The organism is Curtobacterium sp. MCPF17_021 (genome assembly GCF_003234605.2).
Taxonomy (GTDB): Bacteria; Actinomycetota; Actinomycetes; order Actinomycetales; family Microbacteriaceae; genus Curtobacterium; species Curtobacterium flaccumfaciens.
Genome location: NZ_CP126252.1, coordinates 1130651 through 1154817 on the forward strand (window position 1 = coordinate 1130651; position 24167 = coordinate 1154817).

Annotated in this window: 20 protein-coding genes and 2 tRNA genes; 14 read left to right on the top strand and 8 right to left on the bottom strand. The window is 69.8% G+C overall.

Annotation, left to right across the window (positions count from 1 at the left end; all coding sequences use genetic code 11):
* Positions 1-259: 259 nt before the first annotated feature.
* Positions 260-1291, bottom strand: a complete 1032-nt coding sequence (locus DEJ29_RS05455; RefSeq protein ID WP_110864883.1) for a LacI family DNA-binding transcriptional regulator — start codon at positions 1289-1291, stop codon at positions 260-262.
* A 118-nt stretch (positions 1292-1409) separates the two neighbouring features.
* On the opposite strand from DEJ29_RS05455, the gene DEJ29_RS05460 reads away from it, so the two are divergent.
* The 7 genes from DEJ29_RS05460 (at position 1410) to DEJ29_RS05490 (ending at position 10538) form a co-directional block, all read left to right on the top strand.
* Entirely contained in the window at positions 1410-2684 is a 1275-nt protein-coding gene (locus DEJ29_RS05460) for an ABC transporter substrate-binding protein (protein WP_111095449.1), read from the top strand.
* Positions 2685-2717: 33 nt separating this feature from the next.
* Positions 2718-3596 (top strand): carbohydrate ABC transporter permease, encoded by an 879-nt coding sequence (locus tag DEJ29_RS05465; RefSeq protein ID WP_027464687.1) that lies wholly within the window; start codon positions 2718-2720, stop codon positions 3594-3596.
* Positions 3593-4570, top strand: coding sequence for a carbohydrate ABC transporter permease (locus DEJ29_RS05470; protein WP_220037351.1), 978 nt, complete (start codon positions 3593-3595; stop codon positions 4568-4570). Before DEJ29_RS05465 ends, DEJ29_RS05470 begins: the two co-directional genes overlap by 4 nt.
* Positions 4570-5967, top strand: a complete 1398-nt coding sequence (locus DEJ29_RS05475; RefSeq protein ID WP_111095448.1) for a glycoside hydrolase 5 family protein — start codon at positions 4570-4572, stop codon at positions 5965-5967. The genes DEJ29_RS05470 and DEJ29_RS05475 overlap by 1 nt, the downstream gene beginning before the upstream one ends.
* A 14-nt stretch (positions 5968-5981) precedes the next feature.
* Positions 5982-9008, top strand: coding sequence for an alpha-mannosidase (locus tag DEJ29_RS05480; protein ID WP_111095447.1), 3027 nt, complete (start codon positions 5982-5984; stop codon positions 9006-9008).
* Between the two features lie 40 nt (positions 9009-9048).
* Positions 9049-10026, top strand: coding sequence for an endo-beta-N-acetylglucosaminidase H (locus tag DEJ29_RS05485; protein WP_111095446.1), 978 nt, complete (start codon positions 9049-9051; stop codon positions 10024-10026).
* 221 nt (positions 10027-10247) lie between these two features.
* Positions 10248-10538 carry a DUF1905 domain-containing protein gene (locus DEJ29_RS05490; RefSeq protein ID WP_111095445.1) on the top strand — a complete coding sequence of 97 codons (291 nt, stop codon included), beginning with the start codon at positions 10248-10250 and terminating at the stop codon, positions 10536-10538.
* A gap of 23 nt (positions 10539-10561) precedes the next feature.
* Here the strand turns inward: DEJ29_RS05490 and DEJ29_RS05495 are convergent.
* Positions 10562-10635, bottom strand: a tRNA-Gly gene (locus DEJ29_RS05495).
* Between the two features lie 54 nt (positions 10636-10689).
* Here DEJ29_RS05495 and DEJ29_RS05500 point away from each other — a divergent pair.
* From DEJ29_RS05500 to DEJ29_RS05520, 5 genes are all read left to right on the top strand, one after another.
* Entirely contained in the window at positions 10690-10965 is a 276-nt protein-coding gene (locus DEJ29_RS05500) for a hypothetical protein (protein ID WP_111095444.1), read from the top strand.
* A gap of 94 nt (positions 10966-11059) precedes the next feature.
* Positions 11060-11136 (top strand) — tRNA-Pro (locus DEJ29_RS05505).
* Between the two features lie 53 nt (positions 11137-11189).
* The gene (gene tig / locus DEJ29_RS05510; protein WP_027464695.1) at positions 11190-12497 is read left to right on the top strand and encodes a trigger factor; all 1308 of its coding nucleotides are present in this window, start codon (positions 11190-11192) and stop codon (positions 12495-12497) included.
* A 167-nt stretch (positions 12498-12664) separates the two neighbouring features.
* Complete coding sequence (locus DEJ29_RS05515) at positions 12665-13294, top strand: ATP-dependent Clp protease proteolytic subunit (protein WP_071405541.1); 630 nt, start codon at positions 12665-12667, stop codon at positions 13292-13294.
* Between the two features lie 26 nt (positions 13295-13320).
* Positions 13321-13980 (top strand): ATP-dependent Clp protease proteolytic subunit, encoded by a 660-nt coding sequence (locus DEJ29_RS05520; protein WP_027464696.1) that lies wholly within the window; start codon positions 13321-13323, stop codon positions 13978-13980.
* A gap of 63 nt (positions 13981-14043) precedes the next feature.
* Here the strand turns inward: DEJ29_RS05520 and DEJ29_RS05525 are convergent, their stop codons facing one another.
* A complete protein-coding gene (locus tag DEJ29_RS05525; RefSeq protein WP_181438235.1) occupies positions 14044-14652 on the bottom strand; it encodes a copper resistance CopC family protein in 609 nt (202 codons plus the stop codon).
* A gap of 50 nt (positions 14653-14702) precedes the next feature.
* Positions 14703-15431: a YcnI family copper-binding membrane protein gene (locus DEJ29_RS05530; protein ID WP_181438026.1), complete on the bottom strand. Its 729-nt coding sequence runs from the start codon at positions 15429-15431 to the stop codon at positions 14703-14705.
* A gap of 236 nt (positions 15432-15667) precedes the next feature.
* Between DEJ29_RS05530 and clpX the strand changes: the two genes are divergently transcribed.
* Positions 15668-16948: an ATP-dependent Clp protease ATP-binding subunit ClpX gene (clpX, locus tag DEJ29_RS05535; protein WP_017886000.1), complete on the top strand. Its 1281-nt coding sequence runs from the start codon at positions 15668-15670 to the stop codon at positions 16946-16948.
* 117 nt (positions 16949-17065) lie between these two features.
* Here the strand turns inward: clpX and DEJ29_RS05540 are convergent, their stop codons facing one another.
* Together DEJ29_RS05540 and DEJ29_RS05545 are read right to left on the bottom strand one after the other, a co-directional pair.
* Entirely contained in the window at positions 17066-19090 is a 2025-nt protein-coding gene (locus DEJ29_RS05540; RefSeq protein ID WP_111095441.1) for a M3 family metallopeptidase, read from the bottom strand.
* 227 nt (positions 19091-19317) lie between these two features.
* The gene (locus DEJ29_RS05545; RefSeq protein ID WP_071245042.1) at positions 19318-19899 is read right to left on the bottom strand and encodes a TetR/AcrR family transcriptional regulator; all 582 of its coding nucleotides are present in this window, start codon (positions 19897-19899) and stop codon (positions 19318-19320) included.
* 122 nt (positions 19900-20021) lie between these two features.
* On the opposite strand from DEJ29_RS05545, the gene DEJ29_RS05550 reads away from it, so the two are divergent.
* Positions 20022-20861, top strand: coding sequence for an alpha/beta fold hydrolase (locus DEJ29_RS05550; protein ID WP_111095440.1), 840 nt, complete (start codon positions 20022-20024; stop codon positions 20859-20861).
* A gap of 176 nt (positions 20862-21037) precedes the next feature.
* Here the strand turns inward: DEJ29_RS05550 and DEJ29_RS05555 are convergent, their stop codons facing one another.
* Positions 21038-21289: a hypothetical protein gene (locus DEJ29_RS05555; RefSeq protein WP_027464702.1), complete on the bottom strand. Its 252-nt coding sequence runs from the start codon at positions 21287-21289 to the stop codon at positions 21038-21040.
* A gap of 65 nt (positions 21290-21354) precedes the next feature.
* Positions 21355-23949: a valine--tRNA ligase gene (gene valS, locus DEJ29_RS05560; RefSeq protein ID WP_258375983.1), complete on the bottom strand. Its 2595-nt coding sequence runs from the start codon at positions 23947-23949 to the stop codon at positions 21355-21357.
* Between the last annotated feature and the right edge of the window lie 218 nt (positions 23950-24167).

A 24167-nucleotide genomic window follows, 5' to 3' on the forward strand; every position in this document is an offset into this window, starting at 1 on the left:
CCCGCGTCGGTGCAGTGCAGTGCGGTGCGTGCGCCAGTTGCAGGCAGCCGCGCCGCGCTGCGGGAGGGGGAGCGGCGGCAGCGGGAGCCGGACCGGCGAGCACGGCGGGCGCCTGAGCGCGCGGAATCAGCGGCGGGAGCGGGAGCGCGCGGAATCAGCGGCGGGAGCGGGAGCGCGCGGAATCAGCGGCGGGAGCGGGAGCGGGCGGAATCAGCGGCGGGAGCGGGAGCGGGTCGTCGGCGCCGACGTCCGGAGCGGGTCAGGCGGGGGCGCGGCCGGTGGACTCGCGGACGCTCAGGGTGAGCGAGGGGCCCGGGCGTGAGGGGAGCGGGGCGCTGGCGTCGATCTGCGCGCGCAGCAGGGTCGCTGCACGCTGTCCGAGCTCGACGGTGTCGCGGGTGAGCGAGGTGATCGCCGGGCGGACGAGCCGGATCATCGCCGAGTCGTCGAAGGACACGATCGAGACGTCGCCGGGCACCGCGACGCCCATCTCGCTCGCCACGCCCAGCCCGGCGACGGCGAGCACGTCGTTGTCGTAGACGATCGCGGTCGGTCGGACGCTCCGGGACAGCAGGGTGCGGGTGGCGCTCGCGCCGGCCTCGGCCGAGTAGTCCGTCGGCACCGAGACCGTGTCGTCGAGCCCCTCGTCGGCAGCGAACGCCCGGAGCCGGTCCATGCGCATGGCGGTGTGCTCGAACTCGGGCCGGCCGGCGACGTGCGCGATGCGTCGGTGCCCGAGGGCGTGCAGGTACCGCAGAACGGTGTCGGTGGCGTCCGAGTCGTCGATCCAGACCGTGGGGGCGGCGCCGTCGGGGGAGGGGTGCGAGCCGACGACGACGGTGGGCAGGCCGAGGTCGGCGAGCAGGGCGAGCCGGGCGTCGTCGCGACGAGGGTCGATCACGATCACGCCGTCGACACGGTGTCCGCGCCACCAGTCCCGGTAGGTCTCGAGTTCTTCCTCGGCATCGCGCGCGACGAGCAGGTTCATGCCGACGTGGGTGCCGGCGAGCCCGAGCTGGATGCCGGAGATCAGGTCGCCGAAGAACGACTCCGTGCCCAGGGTCCGGGCCGGGCGGTTCAGCACGAAGCCGATGGAACCGGCCTTCGCGCCGCCGAGTGCCCGGGCCGCGGTGTGCGGCTGCCAGTCGAGCTCGCGGGCGATCTCGCGCACGCGGCGACGGGTCTCGTCGGAGACGCCGGGGCGGTCGTTCAACGCGAACGACACCGCACTGATGGACACGCCGGCCCGCGCGGCGATGTCGGCGATCGTCGTTCGACGCTTGGTGGCCACGGGGTTGACTATAGCGCTTTAGTCATTCACAGTGGCTGCCACACACGGGTTCGGTGACTGCTGCTGAACCGGTTCAGCTATGACGAGGGAGTCAGACGCCATGAGGACCACCACACGCATGACGAGGGGCCGCGCCACCGCGCTGCTCGCGACGGCCGCCGCCACGGCGCTCGTCCTGACCGGCTGCTCGAGCGGCGGGAACGCGGCCGACAACGGCGGCGGCGAGATCAGCGGCGCCATCACCCTGCAGACCTGGGCGCTCACGCCGACCTACACGGGCTACCTCAACGGGGTCATCAAGGACTTCGAGCAGGCCCACCCGGACGCGAAGGTCAAGCTGCAGGACCAGCCCGGCGACGGGTACGCCGACAAGGTGCTCAGCCAGGCCTCGTCGAACAGCCTGCCCGACGTGATCAACCTGCCGCCGGACATCGCCCTGCCGCTCGCGAAGCGCGGGTTCCTGCAGGACGTCGCGAAGGACGACTCGAAGCTCGACAGCACGTACGTCGCCGGCGCGTTGGACTCGTACGAGTACAAGGGCGTCGACGGCACGTTCGGGTACCCCTGGTACCTCAACACCGACGTGAACTACTGGAACTCGACGATGTTCGCCAAGTGCGGCCTCGACGCGAAGAACCCGCCGAAGACCACCGACGAGCTGTTCACGCAGGCGAAGACCATGCACGACAACTGCCCGACCGACTACCTGATGAGCCGGAAGCCCGGCCTCGGTGACTTCACGCTCGCCGGCGTCAAGGTGCTCAACGCCGACGGCACGAAGTTCACCTTCGCCGACTCGTCCAAGGCCGCCGACCTGATCGACCGCTACAAGGACGCGTACCAGGACGGCTACATGCCCTCCAACGTGCTGAACAGCGACTACCTCGGCAACTCCACCCTGTTCACGCAGGCCAAGGTCGCCTGGACCACCGGTGGTGCCACCTCGCTCGCCGACTTCGAGAAGAACAACCCGTCGCTCAAGGGCAAGGTCACCGTCAGCCCCGCACTCGACACCCCGCCGCTCTACGTGCAGGGCCTGTCGGTCTCGAGCAAGTCGAAGCACCTCGCCACCGCCGAGGCCTTCGCGAAGTTCATGACGAACGCGAAGAACCAGGAGGCGTTCGCCCACAAGGTCAACATCTTCCCGTCCACCACGTCGTCGCAGTCCGACCCGTACTTCTCGAAGGACGACGGCACCGTGAACGGCGAGGCCCGGGTCCTCGCGAACGAGGCCCTGAAGACGGCGAAGGTCATCAACCCGGTCGAGGCGAACTCCGCGATGACGGACTTCCTCGACCAGCAGATCGCCCTCGCGATGAAGGGCCAGGTGGCGCCCGAGAAGGCGCTGCAGACCGCCCAGACCAAGATGAACAGCCTGCTGGCCAACGGCTGATCCGGCCCCGGAGAAGGAAGAGGGAGGATCGTCATGCGTGCGAACCGCTGGTACACGCCCTGGTTGCTCGTCCTGCCGGCACTGATCTGGCTCGTCGCGTTCAGCCTGTGGCCCTCGATCAACACGGTCCGGTTGTCGTTCACGAACGCCAGCCCGCTCGGCGGCGTCAGCCAGTGGGTCGGGGTCCAGAACTTCGAGACCCTGCTCGCCGATCCGCAGGTGTGGGAGGCGCTGCTCAACAGCGTCATCTACATGGCGGTGTGCCTGCCGCTGCTGACGGTCCTCCCGCTCCTCATCGCGGTGCTCGTGCAGCAGAAGCTGCCCGGGATCGCGTTCTTCCGCACCGCGTTCTACACGCCGGTCATCGCGTCCGCGGTGGTCGTCGGGCTCATCTGGACGTGGATCCTCGACGACCGCGGTGTCATCAACGAGATGGCGCAGGCCCTCGGCGTCGTGCAGGGCAGCGTCCCGTTCCTGACCGACCGGTGGCTGCTGCTCCTCAGTGCCATCAGCCTGACGGTGTGGAAGGGGCTCGGCTACTACATGATCATCTTCCTGGCCGCCCTCGGGAACGTCGGCAAGGACCTGCACGAGGCCGCCGCCCTCGACGGTGCCGGCGCCGTCCGACGCTTCTGGTCGGTCACGATGCCCGGGGTCCGCGGCACCATGACACTCGTCGGGATCCTGGTGTGCGTCTCCGCGCTCCGGGTGTTCAGCGAGCTCTACATCCTCACCAACGGCACCGGCGGACCCGGCGGGCAGGACAACTCGCTCGTCATGCTCATCCAGCAGTACGCCCGCGGCTTCACCGGCAACCTCGGCTACGCGTCCGCCCTGAGCCTCCTGCTCTTCGTCGTGACGCTCGTGCCGATGCTCGCCCTCGCCCGGATGAACAGCAAGGCGGACAAGTGACGAACACGACCAGCACGACCGAACCCGTCATCGGCGGCGCGCAGGGCGCAGCCAGCCCGACGCCGGACGTGACCGGCGTGACGGGCGCTGGACGGGCCTCCAGGCAGAACGGACGTGACGGACGCAAGCGGCGCCGCGCGGTTTGGGGCGTCATGTCCACCCGCGAGAAGGTCGTCCGCTACGTCCTGCTCATCGTGGTGCTCTTCATCACGATCGGCCCGTTCCTCTGGCAGCTGTCCACGTCGCTCAAGGGCGCCGGTGAGGACATCTACACGGCGAACCCGTCGTTCATCCCGTCCGAACCGACCATCGAGAACTACCTGAAGGTCGCCGCCGCGATCCCGGTGTGGCGGTACATCGGCAACTCCCTGCTCGTCGCCGCGATCGACGTGCTCGGCAACATCGTGTTCGCGACCCTGGCCGGCTTCGCCCTCGCCCGTCTGCAGTGGCGGCACCGGAAGCTCGTGCTCGGCCTGTTCCTCGGCACCCTCGTGCTTCCCGGCGAGGCGACGATCATCTCGCAGTTCGTCACCGTGAAGGACCTCGGCCTCGCCGACAACCTGGTCGGCGTCGCCCTGCCCGGCATGATCGCGGCGCTCAACGTCCTGCTGATGTTCAACGCGTTCCGGCAGATCCCCGAGGAGATCGACCAGGCCGCGGTGATGGACGGTGCGAACGCGATGCAACGTCTGCGCTACATCTCGCTGCCCGCCGTGCAGGGGACCATCGCGGTCATCGCGATCTTCTCGTTCATCGGCGCGTGGGACGACTTCCTCTGGCCGCTCATCGTGCTGCAGTCGCCCGAGAACCTCACCCTGACCGTCGGGTTGCAGTACCTGCAGGGCACGTTCGCCACCGACCAGCGGATGATCGCGGCCGGCACCATGATCGCCTTCATCCCGATCGCCGTGATCTTCGCCGTCCTGCAGCGCTTCTTCTTCAAGGGCGTCGAAGAGGGCGGTGTGAAGGGCTGATGCGGTTCGGGGTCAACTACACGCCCTCGGTCGGGTGGTTCCACTCGTGGCTCGACTTCTCGCGGTCGGACACCGCGAGGGACCTCGAGGCGATCGCGTCGATCGGCGCCGACCACGTGCGGATCTTCCCGCTCTGGCCGGTCGTCCAGCCGAACCGGACGCTCATCCGGCAGCAGGCCCTCGACGACGTCGCGACGGTCGTCGACCTCGCCGGCTCGTTCGGACTCGACGTCAACGTGGACGCGCTGCAGGGGCACCTGTCGAGCTTCGACTTCGTGCCGTCCTGGCTGGACAGCTGGCACCGCCGCAACATGTTCACCGACCCGGACGTGGTCGCGTCGACCGCCGCGTACGTCCGGGCGCTCGCCGGAGCCGTCGCCGACAAGCCCAACCTGCTCGGCATCACCATCGGCAACGAGGTCAACCAGTTCGCACACGCCCCGCACCCCGCACCGCACACGATCACGGGGGAGCAGGGGCACGCGTGGGCGGCGGCGATGGTCGCGGCGGCGCGGGCGGGGCTGTCGGACGGGTCGTCGGCGTCGGCCGCTTCGTCCGTGTCGGTCGGCCTGGAGGCGCGGCTCGACCCCGCCTCGTCGGTCGCTTCCGCCACCGGGTCGCGTCCCGGGCCACTGGTCACCGTCGCGCAGTACGACGCGGCCTGGTACGACGACGCCCAGCCCTTCGGCCCCGAGCACGCGGCGGACCACGGTGACGCCACGGTCACGCACTCGTGGGTGTTCAACGGCTCGGCGGCCCTGCACGGCGCCCTCGGAGCAGGGTCGGTGCGGCACGGGGAGTACCTGCTCCAGCTCGCCGCGGCCTGGAACCGCGACGCCGCCCGACCGAACTGGCTGCAGGAGGTCGGCGCCCCCACCAACGTCGTCGACCCCGCCGACGCCGCCGCGTTCACCGAGCAGACCATCCGGCACGTCCTCGACGCGCAGCAGGTGCTCGGGGTGACGTGGTGGTGCTCCCACGACGTCGCCCGGTCGCTCGCGGACTTCCCGGAGCTCGAGTACGACCTCGGGCTGTTCACGAACGACGGACGCCTGAAGCCCGCCGGCGAGGCGTTCGCCGTCCTCGCCCGCGCCGAGCACACCCGCGACGCCCGTGCCGCACCGCCGACCACCGCGCTCGTCCTCGACGACGTGCTGTCCGACGGCACCGACCGGCACGGCACCCGCGCCGACTGCGCCCCTGGCGGCCGGTTCGCCGCCGCCTGGCTCGCCCTGGCCGAAGCCGCACCGGACGGCCGCGGGCCCCAGGTCGTCCTGGGCTCCCGACTGTCGGACACCGCGCTGCTGGCCGACCGCGGCATCGACCGCTGCGTCGACGTGCCCTCCGACCTCGACACCACCACCGTCCGCGTCGCCCACCCGGCGACGACGCCCTGACCCCGGAAGGCCCCATGCACGACGACATCCCCCTCACCACCGGACGCGCCCGACGGGTGCTCGACGAGCGGATCACCCCCGCGGTGCACGCGACCACGACGGCCCTCCGGGCCGCCTGGCACGAGCTGCCGGGGGAGCCGGTCCCGCCGACCGAGGGGCTCGCGCTCACGTTCGAGCCCTACGAGGTCGGCACCCCGTGGGGCGCGGCCTGGGGCACGACGTGGTTCCGGCTGACCGGGACCGTGCCGACCGAGTGGGCCGCACGCCGGGTGGAGGCCGTGATCGACCTCGGCTTCGACAAGAACATGCCCGGGTTCCAGTGCGAGGGACTCGTCTACCTGGCCGACGGCACCCCCGTGAAGTCGATCAACCCGCGCAACCAGTGGGTCCTGGTCACCGAGCGGGCCGAGGGCGGCGAGACCGTCGAACTGTTCGTCGAGGCCGCATCGAACCCCGTCCTGCTCGACTACCACCCCTTCCTGCCGACGCAGGAGGGCGACGTGCAGACCGCGTCCTCGAAGCGCCTCTACGCCACCCGCCGGATGGAGCTCGCCGTCTTCGAGTCCGAGGTGCACGAACTCGCCCTGGACATCGACGTCCTGCTCGAACTGCAGGCCGAGCTGCCCGCCGGACCCCGACGCATGCGGATCCTGCAGGCCCTCGACGACGCCCTCGACGCGCTCGACCTGCAGCACATCCCGGAGACCGCCGGGGACGCCCGTGCGGCGCTCGCCGAGGTGCTGGCCGCTCCCGCCGAGGCCTCGGCGCACACGATCTCGGCCGTCGGGCACGCCCACATCGACTCCGCCTGGCTCTGGCCCGTGCGAGAGACCATCCGCAAGGTCGCCCGCACCACGTCGACCATGACCGAGCTCATCGACCAGACCGACGACTTCCTGTACGGCATGTCGAGCGCGCAGCAGTACGCGTGGATCAAGGAGCACCGCCCCGAGGTCTACGCCCGGGTCAAGGCCGCGGTCGAGGCCGGCCGGTTCCTGCCGATCGGCGGCATGTGGGTCGAGTCCGACACCGTGATGCCGACCGGCGAGAGCATCGTCCGGCAGTTCTCGCAGGGCCAGCGGTTCTTCGAGCGCGAGTTCGGCATCCGACCCAAGGGCGTCTGGCTGCCGGACAGCTTCGGGTACTCGCCGGCGCTGCCGCAGCTGATGCGCCGCGCGGGCTTCGAGTGGTTCTTCACGCAGAAGATCTCGTGGAACCAGGTGAACAAGTTCCCGCACCACACGTTCCTGTGGGAGGGCATCGACGGGTCGCGGGTGTTCTCGCACTTCCCGTCGATGGACACCTACAACTCGCGATTGTCCGGCAGCGAGGTCGCGAAGGCCTCCCGCCAGTTCCGCGAGAACCGGCTCGCGACCGGCTCGATTGCCCCGGTCGGCTGGGGTGACGGCGGCGGTGGCACCACCCGGGAGATGACCGGCACCGCCGCACGGTTGGCGGACCTCGAGGGCAGCGCGAAGGTCCGCTGGGAGCACCCGGACACGTTCTTCGACCGGGCGAAGTCCGAACTGACCGATCCGCCCGTGTGGGTGGGGGAGCTGTACCTCGAGCTGCACCGGGCCACGCTCACGTCGCAGCACGGCACGAAGCAGGGCAACCGCCGGTGCGAGCAGCTGCTCATCGAGGCCGAGCTCTGGGCAGCGACCGCCGCCGCCCGCACCGACTTCGCCTACCCGTACGACGAGCTCGACGCCCTGTGGCAGCAGGTCCTGCTCCAGCAGTTCCACGACATCCTGCCGGGCACCTCGATCGCGTGGGTGCACCGCGAAGCGGTCGAGCGGTACGCCGAGACGGCCGCGGCGCTGACCGCGATCATCGACCAGGCGCTCTCGGCGCTCGCCGGCACCGGGGACGCGGCCGTCGTCGTGAACCCGGCCCCGTTCCTCCAGGCCGGTGCACCCGCGCAGGGCGCCGTGGTGGCGACCGACGTGGCGGCAGCGACCGACGTGTCCCTGACCGAGCAGGACGGCGGGTACGTGCTGGCGAACGACCTGGTGCGGGTCGTGGTCGACGCGCAAGGGCTCGTGATGAGCGCCGTCGACCTGGCGAGCGGGCGCGAGGCGATCGCGGCCGGGCAAGCGGCGAACCTGCTGCAGCTGCACCAGGACTTCCCGAACATGTGGGACGCGTGGGACGTCGACCGGTACTACCGCAACCGCGTCGAGGACCTCGTGTCGACCACCCGGCTGACCGCGTCGGTCGACGACACCGGGGCCGCACGGGTCGTCGTGTCCCGGGCGTTCGGTGACTCGACGGTGACGCAGGAGATCGTCCTGGCGCCGGGGTCCCGCACCCTGGAGTTCGACCAGGTGACCGACTGGCACGAGACCGAGAAGTTCCTCAAGGTGGCCTTCCCGCTCGACGTCCGCGCCGAGCACACCGTCGCCGAGACGCAGTTCGGCGCGCAGAAGCGGGTGACCCACACCAACACCTCGTGGGAGGCCGCGAAGTTCGAGACCTCGATGCACCGCTACGTGCTGGTGTCCGAGCCGGGCTTCGGTGTCGCGCTCGTGAACGACTCGATCCACGGCTTCGACACCACGCGCGACGCCGTCGACGGGCACGTCACCACCACCGTGCGGCTGTCGCTGCTGCGGGCACCGCGGTTCCCGGACCCCGAGACCGACCAGGGCGTGCAGACGCACCGGTACGGCATCGTCATCGGCACCGACCAGCTCGGAGCCACGTCGGCCGGCGTGCGGATGAACGCGGGCGCGCGGACCATCACGGGCGCGCACGGCTTCGAGCCGCTGGTGCAGGTGTCCGGGGACGTCGTGCTGTCGAGTGTCAAGCTCGCCGACGACCGGTCGGGCGACCTGGTCGTGCGCGTCTACGAGCCGTCCGGGCAGCGGGGGACCGGGGGCATCGCGGTCTCGGCCGACGAGGCGACCTTCGGCGCTGCCGTCGAGGTGACCCTCCTCGAAGAACCGCTCGGTGACGCCGTGCCGTCGTCCGACGCGGCCGCGTCCTCGTTCGCCGTCGACGCCTACGAGGTCCGCACCTTCCGGTTCCCGCGCAACTGACCGACCGACTGACCGACCGTCCCACCCAAGGAGGAACCACATGAAGCAGTCCACGAAGTTCAGCATCGCGACCGCACTGGTCGCCATGCTCGCGGCACCACTGGTGCCCGCCGCAGCGTCCGCGGCGCCCTCCTCGTCCGGGGCCGGCCACGGGCACGGACACGGTTCGTCCCACGGCAGCGGGCACGGTCACGGTCATGGACACGGGCACCACGCTGAGCCCACCAAGTCGGGGCCGACGAGCATCGCCTACGTCGAGGTGAACAACGACGAGCTCGCCAACGTCGGGCGGTACACGCTGGAGAACGGCGCGAACGCGTTCGACGTGGCGATCATCTTCGCCGCGAACATCAACTACGAGGACGGCAAGGCGGTCCTATACAACAACGAGAACGTGCAGCGGACCCTCGACCAGGCCGCTACGCAGATCCGCCCGCTGCAGGCCAAGGGCATCAAGGTGACGCTCTCGGTGCTCGGCAACCACCAGGGCGCCGGCCTGGCGAACTTCCCGACGAAGGCCGCGGCACGGGACTTCGCGGCGCAGGTCTCCGCGACGGTCAAGAAGTACGGACTCGACGGCGTCGACCTGGACGACGAGTACTCGGACTACGGCGTGAACGGCACCCCGCAGCCGAACCAGCAGTCCATCGGCTGGCTCATCAGCGCCCTGCGTGCGGACATGCCGGGCAAGATCATCTCGTTCTACGACATCGGCCCGTCCTCCGATGCCCTGAAGACGGCGAACCCGTCGACCGGCGGGAAGCTCGACTACGCCTGGAACCCGTACTACGGCACCTACACGGCGCCGACGATCCCGGGCCTGCCGAAGTCGAAGATCTCCGCCGCCGCGGTCGACATCCAGAACACCCCGCAGGCCACGGCAGTGTCGCTCGCGCAGCGCACGAAGGCCGACGGCTACGGCGTCTTCATGACGTACAACCTGCCGGGAGGCGACGAGTCCTCCTACGTCTCCTCCTTCACGAAGGTGCTGTACGGACAGGCCGCGTCATACCGCTGACGCGTCCGTCCTGACGGCGACTCGCGCCCCGTGCTCCCCGGCTCCGGCCTGGAGGCACGGGGCGCGTCGTCCAGGTCCCGCTGGCCCGGGGGAGGCACCAGTTCCTCCTCGCCCGTGACGGTTCCGGTTCGCAGACCCCGGCGATCGTGAACCGGAACCGTCATCCACCGAGAACGAATCCCGACCCGGCGCGCTCGACGCCGCGGCCGTACGATCGCCGCATGGAGCTCGAGTCCCGCGGCGAGGTGATCGAGTGGCGCGGCCCGTCACCGTTCTTCTTCGTCGTCGTGCCACCGGACGCTGCCGAGGTCATCGCCGACCTCGCGCCGGTGCTCACCTACGGGTGGGGTGTGATCCCGGCCCGCGTGACGATCGGCTCGGTGACGTGGACGACGTCGCTGTTCCCGAAGGACGGCGGGTACCTCGTCCCGTTGCGGGCGGCGGAGCGGAAGCGTGCCCGGGTGGAACTCGGCGACTCCCCGGAGATCAACCTCGAGTTCGCCGACCCCTGACGCGCGTGCACCGTGGGGTTCTGTGGAGGGGATGACGGGAATCGAACCCGCGTAGCCAGTTTGGAAGACTGGGGCTCTACCATTGAGCTACATCCCCGCGCCTGCGCACCAGGCGCAGCCCGACCATCGTAGCGGACGAACGAGCACCGACATGCCGACGCGCGTCATCCCGAAGCCGGACGGCGGTGCCGAGCGCACCATCCGCTGGTCGCGGGTGGTCTCGTACGTACTGGTGGTCCTCGCCGCCGCGGTGCTGTCCCTGCGTCCCGACCTGTTCGGTGACCCGCAGTCTCAGCCCGCGCACGCACTGCTGCACGTCGGGCGGATCGTCGTCGGGCTGCTGCTGGCGGTGGCTGCCCTCGGGGTCCAGGTGGCCGTCGGGATCCGGTGGCGGCGGGGTCTGCGACGCGCCGCGGAGGACGACTGAGCAACCCCCGGGAACAGCGCGCCGTCGGACCGCTAGACTCACCGGGGTCGCATGCGCCCCTCGGCGTGCGCGGCTGATCCCTGGCACGAAGCAACGGGGCGTAGCTCAGCTTGGTAGAGCGCCCGCTTTGGGAGCGGGAGGTCGCAGGTTCAAATCCTGTCGCCCCGACCAGGTCCTCCGAGCACCACCGACCACACGAACGTCAACCAACAGGAGAACATCCCTTGGCCACCAGCACCGTCGACAAGGTGAGCGACACCCGCGTCAAGCTCACCGTGAACGTGACGCCGGACGATCTCAAGCCGAGCATCGACCACGCCTACAAGCACATCGCCGAGCAGATCAACATCCCCGGCTTCCGCAAGGGCAAGGTCCCGCCGGCGATCGTCGACCAGCGCGTCGGCCGCGGCGAGGTCCTGAACCACGCCGTCGGTGACGCCATCGACAACTTCTACCGCCAGGCGGTCGAAGAGCAGGAGCTGCGCATCCTCGGCCGTGCCGAGGCCGACGTCGCCGAGCTGCCGAACGTCGCGGACTTCACCGGCGACCTCGTCCTCACCTTCGAGGTCGACGTCCGCCCCGAGTTCGACCTGCCGGACTACTCCTCGTACGAGCTCACCGTCGACGCCGTCGAGGTGTCGGACGACGAGATCGAAGAGGAACTGCAGAACCTCCGCACCCGCTTCGGCACGCTCGTGACGGTCGACCGTCCGGCGAAGACCGGCGACTTCGCGCAGATCGACCTCACCGCCAGCATCGGCGACGACGAGGTCGACTCGGCCACCGGCGTCTCCTACGAGATCGGCTCCGGTGACCTGCTCGAGGGCATCGACGAGGCGCTCGAGTCCCTGACCGCCGGTGAGTCGACGACCTTCGAGTCGAAGCTCGTCGGTGGCGACCGCGAGGGCGAGACCGCTCAGATCGCCGTCACCGTCACCGCCGTCAAGGAGCGCGAGCTCCCCGAGGCCGACGACGAGTTCGCCCAGATCGCCAGCCAGTTCGACACCATCGACGAGCTCAAGGCCGACCTGAAGGAGCAGATCGCGAAGTCCAAGACCTTCGGTCAGGGCGCCGCGGCTCGCGACAAGCTCGTCGAGAAGCTCACCGAGGACGTCAACATCCCGATCTCGGAGCAGCTCATCGCCGACGAGGTGCACCGTCACCTCGAGCAGGAGAACCGCCTCGAGGACGAGGAGCACCGCAAGGAGGTCTCCGAGTCCAGCGAGACCGCCTTCCGCTCGCAGATCCTCCTCGACGCGATCGCCGAGAAGGAAGAGATCCAGGTCTCGCAGGAGGAACTGACCCAGTACCTCATCCAGGCCGCCGCGCAGTACGGCATGGAGCCGGCCGAGTTCATCAAGGTCATCGACCAGAACGGCCAGATCCCCGGCATGGTCGGCGAGGTCGCTCGTTCGAAGGCGGTCGCGACCGTCCTGTCCAAGGTGACCGTCAAGGACACCAACGGCGACGCCGTCGACCTCTCCGCCTTCACGGCGGGCGTCGCGCAGGAGCCGGCAGGGGACGCCGAGTAACGATCTCGACGCCACCAGTACGACAGACGGGAGGCGCGGTGCCAGCTGGCACCGCGCCTCCCGTCCGTATTTCCGCACCACCGCATTGCTGTCGGCGAACAGACGAGAACTGGTGCGTTGCACCCGATAAGTTCGACAACAAGCGACAACTGAACGGGAGCTTTTCCATGGCCGAAGCAACACTGAACCCCAGTGTTTTTGACCGCCTTCTGAGAGACCGGATCGTGTGGCTCGGCTCCGAGGTCCGCGACGACAACTCGAACGAGATCGCAGCCAAGCTGCTGCTGCTCGCCGCCGAGGACCCTGAGAAGGACATCTACCTCTACATCAACTCGCCCGGTGGTTCGATCACCGCCGGCATGGCGATCTACGACACGATGCAGTTCGTCCCGAACGACATCGTCACCGTGGGCATCGGCCTCGCCGCGTCGATGGGACAGTTCCTGCTGTCCTCTGGCACGCCCGGCAAGCGCTACATCACGCCGAACGCGCGCGTGCTGCTCCACCAGCCGTCCGGTGGCTTCGGCGGCACCGCTGCCGACATCCAGACGCAGGCCAAGGTCATCCTCGACATGAAGCAGCGCATGGCGGAGCTCACGGCCGAGCAGACCGGCAAGTCGGTCGAGCAGGTCCTCAAGGACAACGACCGCGACAACTGGTTCACGGCGCAGGAAGCGCTCGAGTACGGCTTCGTCGACCACCTCCGCGCCTCGAGTGCCGAGGTCATCGGCGGTGGTGGCACCGTCGGCGACGGCGAGACGCCCACCAGCGCAGCCGAGCCCGACGCCCAGTCCTGATCACCACCGAAGAAAAGGAAACGAGAATGCATCTCCCCATGCTCGGTGGCGCGCAGAACGTCCCGGCTCCGTCCAATCGGTACATCCTGCCGAGCTTCGAAGAGCGCACGGCCTACGGCTACAAGCGCCAGGATCCGTACGCCAAGCTGTTCGAGGACCGCATCGTGTTCCTCGGCGTGCAGGTCGATGACGCGTCGGCTGACGACGTCATGGCCCAGCTGCTCGTGCTCGAGTCGATGGACCCCGACCGCGACATCGTGATGTACATCAACTCGCCCGGTGGCTCGTTCACCGCGATGACGGCGATCTACGACACGATGCAGTACATCCGTCCGCAGATCCAGACGGTCTGCCTCGGCCAGGCTGCCTCGGCCGCGTCGGTGCTCCTCGCCGGTGGTACCCCCGGCAAGCGCCTCGCGCTGCCGAACGCCCGTGTGCTGATCCACCAGCCCGCGACCCAGCAGGGTGGCGGTCAGGCGTCCGACATCGAGATCCAGGCGGCGGAGATCCTCCGCATGCGCACCTGGCTCGAGGAGACGCTGTCGAAGCACTCCAACAAGACGCCGGAGGAGATCAACCACGACATCGAGCGCGACAAGATCATGTCCGCGCAGGAAGCCGTGGAGTACGGCCTGATCGACCAGGTCCTCACCAGCCGCAAGAACCTGCCGGCGCTCGTCAAGTAGCACCAGCAGGAACGACGAAGGCCCCGCACCGAACGGTGCGGGGCCTTCGTCGTAGCGCGGTGGTCAGTCCTCGGTGTCGTCGGACTCCGGGGCCGGCTTGCGGCGCAGGAGCAGCAGCACCGCGACGACCACGCCGACCAGCACGACGCCACCGGCGCCGATCCAGATCGCGTCGGACGCCGCCGAGTCGCTCGATCCCGAGGCGGTGCCCGTGGTGGTGTCCGAACCGGCATCGTCGTCACCAGTGGTGGCGCAGGTCGGGGGCTTCGCCGCACCCGAGGCCGGGGTGAAGCCCGACGGCGCCTTCCACGTGAAGGGGTACTCGTCGGACACGGTGTGCCCGTCGGCGGAGACGATCTGCCACTCGACGGTGTACTTGCCCGAGTCGCCGAGGGCTGCGGCCGTGGTCATCGACGGCCCCTCGACGTCGACGCAGCCGTCCTCGTAGTACTTGCCGTCCGGGCCGACGATGCGGAACGCGAAGCCCGACCCCGAGTCGCCGATGTCGAGCAGCTTGTCGTTCGTCGTGATGTCGAACGTCTTCGGCAGCTCGGTCAGGGTGCCGCCGACCTCCGGGTCGGACGAGATCAGGTAGTTGTGCGCGCTGGCCGGACCCGCGAGCCCGAGGACCGCACCACCGGCGATCGCGACGGCCGCGGCTGTCCCGGCCACGAGCCTCCAGGCAGAGGACCGAGGCCGGGACCGACGCGAGCCGCGCTGCGTCACTTGGCGGAGCTCCGACGACGCGTGCCGGCGACGGCGACGACCAGGGCGACGGCGCCGAGCACCAGGCCGCCGAGGCCGAGGAAGCGGCCGACCAGGTCGGGGTCGTTCGAGGCGGTCGAGCCGGCGGCCTCGGCCGTCGGGGTCGCGGCGATCGGGTCGCCGTCGTCGTCCGTCGCCTCGGCGGCGGTCAGCGTGATCGAGGGTGCCGGGTGCTCGGGCTCGGCTTCGCCGGCCTTCTGTTCCTGGTTCCACTCGACGCTGCCCTTCTCGCAGGTCTGGATCGCGGGGAACTCGACCAGGTCGCCGGCCTTGCCGTCCGGCAGCGAGAACGAGAGCGCGAAGGTGTCGCGCTCGTCGGCGGGCAGGGGGGTCTTCGCGGTGTACGTGACGCTGGTGACGCGCTCGGCGGCCGTCTCGGCGTGGTCCTCGTCGGATGCCGACGCCGACGGGTCGGTGTAGGGCTCGGTCGCCTTCGTGATCGTCCAGTTCGGGTTCACGGTGGGCGTGACCTCGATGACGGACTCCGGCACCTGGAACTGGATCTTCGTCGTGGGGGAGCCGTCGCAGCCGTGCGGGACCGAGAAGGTCGCCGTGGTGTACGAGTTCGCTGCGGTCGACGTGGCCGTGGCGGACACGTGCGCGCTGGCCGCCGTGGCGCTGCCGAGGACGATGACGGCTGCGACACCGAGGGTGACGGCGCCGCCGGCGGCGAGACGCTTCTGCATGGGGTTCCTTCCGGGGTGGTTCTGCACCTGCTGTTCTACAAGATGTAGAGAAGTCCGGATCACCGTAGCAGGCTCGCACGCCCTGGGCGAACGCGCGGGCGGATTCCGGAGGGGCATCGCGGTCGGTGTCACCGGTTGCGGTTAGGCTCGTGTCCACGACGAGGTGCCCACCAGCAGCGGTGCACCAGCGGTGGTGCGACAGCGCGGCCGGCATGTCCAATCAGGGAGGCACGGGAATGGCACGCATCGGAGAGAGCGGCGATCTCCTCAAGTGCTCGTTCTGCGGCAAGAGCCAGAAGCAGGTCCAGCAGCTCATCGCCGGACCGGGCGTCTACATCTGCGACGAGTGCGTCGAGCTCTGCAACGAGATCATCGAGGAACGTCTGGCCGAAGCCGGCGAGGACACCTCGAGCGGGGACTTCGAACTGCCCAAGCCGCGGGAGATCTTCGACTTCCTGCAGGAGTACGTCATCGGGCAGGACCCGGCGAAGCGCGCCCTCGCCGTGGCCGTCTACAACCACTACAAGCGCATCCGGGCGCAGGGGCAGATCACCGCCGCCGAAGACCGCGACGACATCGAGATCGCCAAGTCGAACATCCTGCTCATCGGCCCGACCGGCTGCGGCAAGACGTACCTCGCGCAGACCCTGGCGAAGCGCCTCAACGTGCCGTTCGCCGTCGCGGACGCCACCGCCCTGACCGAGGCCGGCTACGTCGGCGAGGACGTCGAGAACATCCTCCTCAAGCTCATCCAGGCCGCCGACTACGACGTGAAGCGTGCCGAGACCGGCATCATCTACATCGACGAGGTCGACAAGATCGCCCGCAAGGCCGAGAACCCGTCGATCACCCGCGACGTCTCCGGTGAAGGCGTGCAGCAGGCGCTGCTCAAGATCCTCGAGGGCACGGTCGCCTCGGTCCCGCCGCAGGGCGGCCGCAAGCACCCGCACCAGGAGTTCATCCAGATCGACACGACGAACGTGCTGTTCATCGTGGCGGGCGCGTTCGCCGGGCTCGAGGACATCGTGTCCTCGCGCGTCGGCAAGCGCGGGATCGGCTTCGGGGCACCCCTCCACAGTGCGACCGACCACCAGGACCTGTACTCCGAGGTGTTGCCGGAAGACCTGCACAAGTTCGGTCTGATCCCCGAGTTCATCGGTCGTCTGCCCGTCGTCACCACGGTGTCGCAGCTCGACCAGGCGGCGCTCATGCAGATCCTGACCGAGCCGAAGAACGCGCTGGTCAAGCAGTACCAGCGGATGTTCCAGATCGACGGCGTCGAGCTCGAGTTCGACCAGGGTGCGCTCGAGGCCATCGCGGACCTCGCGGTGCTGCGCCAGACGGGTGCCCGCGGGCTCCGGGCGATCCTCGAAGAGGTCCTCGGCCCGGTGATGTTCGACGTCCCGTCCGACGACGACGTGGCCCGCGTGGTGATCACCCGCGAGTCCGTGCTCGAGAACGCGGCGCCGACGATCGTGCCGCGGCCCCGGGCCAAGCGCGTCGAGAAGTCGGCGTAGCCCTCCGGAACCAGCGAACGGACACAGCACCACGGGATTCCGTGGTGCTGTGTCCGTTTCGTGGTGCGGTGCGGTGCGGTGCGGTGCGACGGCGCTCGGCGGCCTGCGCCGGCGCGCCTACTCGAGCCCGCGGCGCCGCAGCAGCGGGCCGACCTCGGCGTCGCGGCCGCGGAAGTCCCGGTACGCCTCGAGCGGGTCCTTCGCCCCGCCGACCCCGAGCAGACGCTCGGCGAACCGCCTGCCGGCTGCACGGTCCAACCCGCCGTTGTCGCGGAACCACTCCACCGTGTCGGCGTCGAGCACCTCGGACCAGATGTACCCGTAGTAACCGGCGTCGTACCCGCCCGAGAACGTGTGTGCGAAGTACGTCGACGAGTAGCGCGGCGGCACGGCCTCGACCGCGATGCCGGCGGCGGCCAGGGCGTCCCGCTCGAAGTCCTCGACGGACGTCACCGCTGCGGCGTCGGCCGCCGAGAGCCGGTGCCACGCCTGATCGAGCAGTGCGGCGGCGAGGTACTCGGTCGTGCCGAAGCCCTCGTTGAACCCCTCGGACTCGCTGAGCCCCAGGACGAGCTCGGGCGGCAGGGGTGCTCCGGTCTCGTGGTGCTTCGCGTAGTTCGCCAGCACGGACGGCCACGACAGCCACATCTCGTTCACCTGGCTCGGGAACTCGACGAAGTCCCGCTCGACGTTCGTGCCGGAGAACCGCGGGTAGGTGGTGCGGGCGATGAGGCCGTGCAGGGCGTGGCCGAACTCGTGGAAGAGCGTCTCGACCTCGTCCTGGATGAGCAGGGTGGGGGAGCCGGCGGACGGCTTCGCGACGTTGAGGTTGTTGACCACGACGGGCAGGGTGCCGAGCAGCTCGGACTGCTCGACGACCGGGTTCATCCACGCGCCGCCGCGCTTGCCGTCACGTGTGTAGAGGTCGAGCAGGTACAGCCCCACGGGCTCGCCGTCGTCGGCGGTGACCTCGAAGACCCGGACCTCGTCGTTGTAGCCGCGCAGGTCCGGGCGCTCGGTGAAGGTCAGGCCGTACAGGGCGCCGGCGGCGTGGAAGACCCCGTCGTGCAGGACCCGGTCGGCCTCGAAGTACGGGCGGAGCGCGGTGCTGTCCGCGGCGAACTGCTCGCCACGCAGGATCTCGGTGGCGTACGCCCAGTCCCACGACTCGATGTCGAACCCGACCGTGCGCGATCGGACCGCGCGTTCGTCGTCGGCGTTCCGGGCGGCGGCGCCGACGAGTGAGGACAGCAGCCCGTCGACGGCCTCGGGGGTCTTCGCGGTCTCGTCGGCGGTGACCACGGCGGCGTGGTTCGGGAACCCGAGCAGCTCGGCGCGCTCGGCGCGGAGCCGGACGATGCGGAGCAACACGTCGCGGTTGTCGTTCTCGTTGCCGCGACGACCACGGGCGAGCGAGGCGCGCATGATCCGCTCGCGCAGGTCACGGTTGGCCAGTGACGACAGCCACGGGTGTCCGGTGTAGAGCGGCAGCGTGATGAGCCAGCCGTCCAGACCCCGGTCGGCGGCAGCGGCGGCCGCGGCGGACTTCGCCCCGTCGTCGAGCCCCTCGAGCTCGTCCTCGCTCGTCACGTGCACGGCGGAGTCGTTGGTGTCCTCGAGCAGGTTCCGCTCGAAGGTCGTCGTCAGGGTCGAGAGCTCCTGGTTGATCGCGGTCAGACGCTCCTTGCCCGCGTCGTCGAGGCCCGCGCCCGCCAGGGTCATCTCGGCGTGGGTCCGCTCGACCAGGCGCAGCGCCTCACCGGTCAGCCCGGCGGCTTCGGCACCGTCGAGCACCTCCTGCACGCGGGCGTACAGGCGGGAGTCGAGCGTGATCGCGTCACGGTGGGCGGCGAGGAGCGGGGAGACCTCGGCCTCGAGGTCATGCAGCTCCGGCGTCGAGTCGGCCGACGACAGCGTGAAGAACACGTGGCTGACGCGGGTCAGCAGCTGCCCGGATCGCTCGAGTGCGACCAGGGTGTTCTCGACCGTCGGGGCGTGCGGGTCGGTGGCGATGGCCTCGACCTCGGCGCGCTGCTCGGCCATGCCGGCCTCGAACGCCGGTCGGTAGTGCTCGAGTCGCACGTCGCCGAAGGGCGGCAGGGCGTAGGGGAGGGTGCTCGGGACGTCGAACGGGGTTGCCATCTGCCCACCCTATGCACGGGTGCTGGAGTCCGTTCCTTCCCATGACGCCCGGACTGGGAAGCGGGATCGGGCGTCCCTGGTCGAAAGAACCGACCAGGTACGCCCGGAACGACCAGGGACGCCCGGAACGACCCGGCACGCGCACCCGCGCCCGGCGCGACCAGCGGACGGACGGGAGGCCCGTGGCGGCGCCGCCACGGGCCTCCCGTCCGCTCGCTGGTCGCGTGTCAGCGCATCGCGGCGTCGATCAGGGTCACCGCGGCACGACGCGCGTGCGCGGCCGGCGCCGTGGTGCCGGCGATGGCCGCGGTGGTCTGCGCGCCCTCGGCGAGCAGTGCGAGCTGCGCGGCGAGTTCCTCGGCGTGCTCGGGGTCGGCGACGACCTCGGCGGTGAGCCGCTGCACGAACTGCTGGAACGAGTCCTTGTGCTCGCGCGCGATCTCGGCGACGGCGGGCGAGGTCGCGCCGAGCTCGCCGAAGGCGTTGATGAACCCGCAGCCGCGGAACGTGTCGTCGCCGAACCACGACTCCAGGAAGTCGTAGACCGCCAGGAGCTTGTCTCGCGGGCTGGTCGCAGCCTCGACCGCGCCGTGCACACCCTGCTCCCACATGTCGTGGCGGCCGGCGAGCACCGCGGCGATGAGCTGCTCCTTGCCGGGGAACGCCGCGTACAGCTTCTTGAGGGAGACCCCGGCGCCCGTGCGGATCTCGTCCATCCCCACCGACTGGATCCCGCGCGTGTAGAACAGCTGGTCCGCGACCTCGACGATGTGTGCTCGGACGTCCGGCTCGACGGTGCTGGTGGCCATGTGTGTACCCCGTTCCCTGAGTGTTCACCGTTCTCGACTTGCGCCGGGAACGGGCGTTCTCTACTGTAGTCCACATCGGCGGAGAACGATCGTTCTCCGCGATACTCAGGGAAGGAACGATCATGGGTGCCATCACCGTCGGAACCGAGAACAGCGTCGACATCGAACTCCACTACGAGGACAAGGGCCAGGGGCAGCCGATCGTGCTGATCCACGGCTTCCCCCTCGACGGCAACTCGTGGGAGGGGCAGGTCCCGATGCTCCTCGAGGCCGGCTACCGCGTCATCACGTACGACCGCCGTGGCTTCGGCCAGTCCTCGCAGCCGTCCACCGGCTACGACTACGACACCTTCGCAGACGACCTGCACACGGTCCTCGAGACCCTCGACCTGCGCGACGTGATCCTCGTCGGCTTCTCGATGGGCACCGGCGAGATCGCCCGCTACATCGGCCGCCACGGTGAGGACCGGATCGCGAAGGTCGCGTTCCTCGCCTCGCTCGAGCCGTTCCTCGCCATCACCGACGACAACCCCGACGGCGCCGGCCCGATGTCGTTCTTCGAGGGCATCGCCGCCGACGTGGCGAAGGACCGTTACGCGTACTTCACGAACTTCTACCAGGACTTCTTCAACCTGTCGGAGAACCTCGGCACCCGCATCTCCGAGGAGCAGGTCCGCAACGCCTGGAACATCGCGGCCGGCTCCGGCTCGATCGCGTCCGCGGCCGCACCCCTGACCTGGCCGACCGACTTCCGTCAGGACATCCCGAAGGTCACCGTCCCCGCACTGATCGTGCACGGCACGTCGGACAACATCCTCCCGATCGACGCCACCGGCCGACGCTTCACCCAGGCGCTGCCCGCGGCGAAGTACGTCGAGATCGAGGGTGCCCCGCACGGCCTGCTCACCACGCACACCGCCGAGGTGAACGAGGTCCTGCGCACCTGGCTCGCCGAGTCCTGATCCCTCGGCGATCACGCGGGCGCTCCCCGGCGGGGGCGCCCGCATCGTGAGCACAAATGGTCGGGTCCCCACCAGGGACCCGACCATTTCTGCACTCCAAGCGCCGCGCAGCGAGCAGCGCGCAGCGCGCCCCCGCGCAGCGCGCCCCCGCGCAGCGCGCCCGCGCGCAGCGCGCGCTAGTCCTCTTCGCCCGCGTCGTCCGGGTTCGTCACCTGGGCGTGCCCGAGCGCGTCGAGGTGGATCGAGGTGCCGTCGTCGAGCTCGACGATCGGCTTGCCCTCCAGGAACGTCAGGGTCCAGCCCCACGTCGCCGTGTCGACGGACTCCGCCGCGAGCTCGTCCTCGACCCCGCGCACGGCGACGACCATCGTCTCGGGCAGTCGCGCAGGCGGCTCCCCACCCACGTTCCAGCGTGTGCCCAACTGCATCCGTGCCTCCAGTCCGGTGGTGGACGGGCCGGGTCACCAAGGCGACCCGGCCCGGACAGGCGACGTTACGCCTGCTGCTCCGCGAGCTCGATCTCGGTGACGGCGAGCTCGTCGCCGTCGACGAACGACAGGTTCTCGATGCGGCCGACGGCCGCCAGGTCGACCGCCGCGCGCTCGATGAGCACCCGCGTCTCGGCGGGCGCCGCGACGACCGCACGCGTCACGGGCGTCTTCTGCGACGCCTTCGCCGCCGTCTTCGCCCCGCGGATCCCGATCAGCGCCTGTCCCACGGCCGCGAGCAGCCCGGTGGGGGCCGCGTCGGTCGGCAGGTCGGCCGCGGTCGGCCAGGAGGCCCGGTGCACGCTGGAGTCGTGGGTCCAGGCCCACACCTCTTCCGTCGCGTACGGGAGGAACGGTGCCAGCAGTCGGAGCAGCACGTCGATCGCGCCGCGCAGCGCCAGGACCGCGCTCGCCTGCGTCTCGTGCGTCGCGTCGGACGCGGTGCCGTAGGCGCGCTCCTTCACGAGCTCGAGGTAGTCGTCGCAGAACGTCCAGAAGAAGCGCTCGGTGATCTCGAGGGCACGGGCGTGGTCGAACCCGTCGAACGCCGCGGTGGCCTGCTCGACGACCGCACCGAGCTCGGCGAGCATGTCGACGTCGAGCGCCTCGGTGACGCTCGTGGCGCCCTCGGGCAGCGGGAAGCCGTAGACGAACTTCGCCGCGTTGAGCACCTTGATCGCCAGACGACGGCCGACCTTGATCTGCTTCGGGTTCTGCGGGTCGAACGCCGCGTCGGTGCCGAGCTTGGACGAGGCCGCCCAGTAGCGGACCGCATCGGCGCCGTGCTGCTCGAGGATCGACAGCGGCGTGACGACGTTGCCCTTCGACTTCGACATCTTCTTGCGGTCGGGGTCCACGATGAAGCCGGAGATGGAGGCGTGCTTCCACGGCACCACGTCGGCCTCGAGCTGGCTGCGGAGCACGGTCGTGAACAGCCACGTGCGGATGATGTCCTGCGCCTGCGGGCGGACGTCGTACGGGTACACCAGGTCGTAGAGCGCCGGGTCGGTCTCCCACTTGCCCGCGAGCTGCGGCGTGAGCGACGAGGTGGCCCAGGTGTCCATGACGTCGAGCTCGCCCTGGAACCCGCCGGGCACGCCGCGCTGGTCCTCGGTGAAGCCGGGGGCGGGCTCGGAGGCCGGGTCGACGGGCAGCTGCGCCTCGGTCGGCACGATCGGCTGGTCGAACACCGGGTTGCCGTCCGCGTCGAGGGGGTACCAGACCGGCAGCGGCACGCCGAAGAAGCGCTGGCGCGAGATGAGCCAGTCGCCGGACAGGCCACCGACCCAGTTGTCGTAGCGCACGCGCATGAAGTCCGGGTGGAACGCGATCTCCTCGCCGCGCTGGCGGAGCGTGCTCTTCAGCTGCTCGTCGCGCGCACCGTTGACGATGTACCACTGGCGGGTCGACACGATCTCGAGGGGCTTGTCGCCCTTCTCGAAGAACTTCACCGGGTGCTGGATGGTCTTGACGTCACCGATCAGCTCGCCGGACGCGGTCAGGGCGTCGACGACGACCTTCTTGGCCGAGAACACGGTCTTGCCGGCCATCTCGGCGTAGAGCTCCCGGCCCGTCGCCGACTCGATCCAGGCGGGCTCGTCCGAGCGCACGCGGCCGTCGAAGCCGATGATCGCGCGGTTCGGCAGCTGCAGCTCGCGCCACCACACGACGTCGGTGGTGTCACCGAAGGTGCAGACCATCGCGATGCCGGCACCCTTGTCCTTCTGCGCCAGGTGGTGTGCGAGCACCGGGACCTCGACGTCGAACAGGGGGGAGCGGACCGTGGTGCCGAAGAGGTCCTGGAACCGCTCGTCGTCCGGGTGGGCCACCAGGGCGACGCAGGCGGGCAGGAGCTCGGGGCGGGTGGTCTGGATGACGACGTCGTCGCCACCGTCGGTGCGGTGGAAGGCGATGCCGTGGTACGCGCCGGGCATCTCCTTGTCCTCGAGCTCGGCCTGCGCGACCGCGGTGCGGAAGGTGACGTCCCACAGGGTCGGGGCGTCGGCCTGGTAGGCCTCGCCGCGCTCGAGGTTGCGCAGGAACGCGCGCTGGGCGCTCGCCCGCGAGGTGTCGTCGATGGTGCGGTACGACTGGGTCCAGTCGACCGACAGCCCGAGCGTGCGGAAGAGCTCCTCGAACTGCTGCTCGTCCTGCACGGTCAGGCGCTCGCACAGCTCGATGAAGTTGCGGCGCGACACGGGCAGCTGGTCGGCGGCCTTCGAGGACTTGCCGTCCCCGCCCTCGAACGGCGGCGTGAACTCGGGGTCGTACGGCAGCGTCGGGTCGCAGCGGACGCCGTAGTAGTTCTGCACACGGCGCTCGGTGGGCAGACCGTTGTCGTCCCAGCCCATCGGGTAGAAGACGTGCTTGCCGCGCATGCGCTCGAACCGGGCCTTGAGGTCGGTGTGCGTGTACGAGAACACGTGCCCGATGTGCAGCGAGCCGGAGGCGGTGGGCGGCGGGGTGTCGATCGACCAGACGGCGTCGCGGTGACCGGCGGCGTCGCGGTCGAAGCGGTAGGTGCCGTCCTGCTCCCAGACCGGCCCCCAGACCTGCTCCAGTCCGTCGACGCTGGGCTTCTCGGGCATGGGCTTGGTCATGGGTGTGCCTTCCGTACGTGTGTGCGGCACCGAGTCCGTGATGAGGTGCCTGAGTGTGCCGCGCCTGACGCGCGGTGCCCCAATCGTAGCGGCGGCCGAGGAACGCCGGAGTACCTTCCGAGCTGCGACTAGCACACCCAACTGTCGGACACGCCCGGAGCCTGCTAGTCTTCCGGGGTTTGTCCGGCGAGCGCAGAGTTCGCAGGAGCTGCAACGTC